Annotated in this window: 2 protein-coding genes; both read right to left on the reverse strand. The window is 35.5% G+C overall.

Going from position 1 to position 2,445, the window contains the following annotated elements; genetic code table 11:
- Positions 1–37 precede the first annotated feature (37 nt).
- Positions 38–805, reverse strand: coding sequence for an IS21-like element helper ATPase IstB (gene istB / locus D4N35_RS17630; RefSeq protein ID WP_120076003.1), 768 nt, complete (start codon positions 803–805; stop codon positions 38–40).
- Positions 802–2,337 carry an IS21 family transposase gene (istA, locus tag D4N35_RS17635; RefSeq protein WP_430722764.1) on the reverse strand — a complete coding sequence of 512 codons (1,536 nt, stop codon included), beginning with the start codon at positions 2,335–2,337 and terminating at the stop codon, positions 802–804. Before istA ends, istB begins: the two co-directional genes overlap by 4 nt.
- Positions 2,338–2,445 lie beyond the last annotated feature (108 nt).

Raw genomic sequence — 2,445 nt, forward strand, 5'->3', positions numbered from 1 at the left:
TTGTATTTCGCAAGTGAAAAGTGAACCATTTCGCAACTTAATTTTGAACCACTGATGCTGTTTCACTTTTGAGCCATTCTTCCGTTTCTCTCATCCTAAAAGACGGTCCATTCATGTTTAAAACATGAGATTTATGGGTCAGTCGATCCGTTAGTGCTGCCGTTAAAACTTGGTCTTGGAAAATCTCATTCCACTTTATAAAAGGAAGATTACTGGTGATAATCGTTGATTTCCTGCCCGCTCTAAGAGAAAGATGTGTAAACAATAATTCTGCACCTTCTTTATCAAATGAGATATATCCAAGTTCATCGATGATGACTAAATCATACTTTTCAAATTTTAATTCAAACGAACGAAGAGTTCTTTCTGATCGACATTCCTTGAGTTGATTAATTAAGGATGGAACTGTTGCGAAAAACACCCTGTATCCAGTTAGACATGCCTCCATTCCTAGGCCAATTGAAATATGCGTTTTCCCTGTTCCAGGTGATCCCGTTAATATAACGTTTTGTCCTTCTTTTATAAAATCCAAAGTCTTTAAATGGTTTAATTTTGATTTTGCTTGTTCCGGTAACGCATCCATCAATAATTCATCTAATAGCTTCTTTTGAGGGAAATTTGCTGCGCGAATCCGATTTTGTTTAGCACGTACGAAACGATCGCTCTTTTCCTGTACAAGCACTTGATGCAATATATCAAATGCTTGTTTAGGGTGCTTGAATTCCGTTTCTTCTTGAACCATTTTTCGGATACTTGGTAATCGCAGTTCTTTACATAATTGAACCACTTGCTCTTTGGTATTCATGAGGAGGCTACCTCCTTTAGCTGACCAAACATTTTTGTATAAGCTATCATATTACTTTCCGATTGATTGATTGTATCATCGCGTCTAGTAGTGGCACTTTCCGTCGGAAGTGATTGTTCACAGATAAACAGAATCCTTTCTGTTGAAACATAATCTAGACGAATGTTTTCTAGGTCTTTAATGGCCTCAAGGACTTGGTTAAGATTATCATTTTCTTTCACATAAAGAAGTAATTCTAGAAATTCTTTCTCTTTTCCTATATAATGCTGGTAGTAAATATTTTTAATTTGTGTTGGTGCCTGCCTCAAACATTCACTTTGAGCAATGGCGCCTTTTTTTCTTTGAAAGGTCTTTAGGAAGTGATTAATGTCCATAACCCATTGATGTACACCCCAATTCCTAATGTGCATAGCCTCCAACTGGCCATCAATAAACAACTTTATATTTTTTGCACCTACCTTTGCTTTTATGTATTTTCCAACGTTTCCTTCCGGAACAGAGTAATGATTCTGATTAATCACTACTGTGCTGTATTTATCAACACGAACCTCCACCATATCCGATGCATCAAAAGGAGTAATTGCTGGACTTGAAATTACTGCTTCATTTTTCATTAGTTCGTGATGCTTTGCCTTATGTTCATAATGATTTCTATTATTTATTCTCTCTAAGGTTGTTAATAAGTGTACTTCAGCCTCTTTTAAATTATTAAAAGAATGGATTGTTGAAAATGCCTTTCTACGAATGAATTCAACACTCCTTTCCACATGGCCTTTCTCATTTCCTTTTCGAGGTTGGCACAGTCGAATATCGAATTGGTAATAATTTGACAGATTAATCATGCTGTCCGTGATCTTTCTCTCAGTACCGATAAATGCTTTAACAACAGTCCTCATGTTGTCATATGTAAACACCTTCGGAATAAATCCCACATGATTAATGAATTCAACATGAACATCCAGCACACATATCATTGATTGTGATTCATAAATTTTGGCAAACCTATAATTGCTATAGGGTAATGTAAAAACCGCAAGGTTGTATGTTTTGAAGGCACCGTCAATTTCCAGCTTCAATTCTCCCCAATCAAATTCCGCCTCATGACCTGGTTCACAATGTCTACGAATGAATACCTCTTTAGTTTTAGCAGTTTCACTATTGACAAAGTTCCGTACAGTTGTATAACTTATAATAAATCCAGCATCTAGTAATTCCTCATGCATATCTATCATTTTCATTTGCTGCTTTTTCATATAATGATTTTTCTTCCATACATTTGCTTTTATGTAACCACGTAATATGCCTTTGATTTCTTCCGTTAATACTTTCTTTTTCCCCTTTCTTTTTTTGTAAGACGGCTGTTTCATGACTTCCTCAGTAATTGGTAAGTCATTCACATCCTCATGTCTGCCCTTTTCATATTGCTTAATATATTTACGTACAGTATTCCTTGCTTTTTTAGTTCTTTTTGAAATCTCTCTTTCACTGACCCCCTCCAAATATAATTTAATAATTGTCTGTTTCTCTTTCAATGTAATCACTCCAGTTAGTCCCCCTAACGATATCGCTAGGGTTATTTTCTATTGAAGTGGTTCAATTTTCAAGTGCGATTGTGGTTCATTTTTAGATTACCATATACA

The organism is Siminovitchia fortis (genome assembly GCF_003605365.2).
GTDB classification, from domain to species: domain Bacteria; phylum Bacillota; class Bacilli; order Bacillales; family Bacillaceae_C; genus Siminovitchia; species Siminovitchia fortis.

Coding starts and splice junctions, on each gene's coding strand:
- istB (WP_120076003.1), bottom strand. CDS start 805: ATGAATACCAAAGAGCAAGTGGTTCAATTATGTAAAGAACTGCGATTA.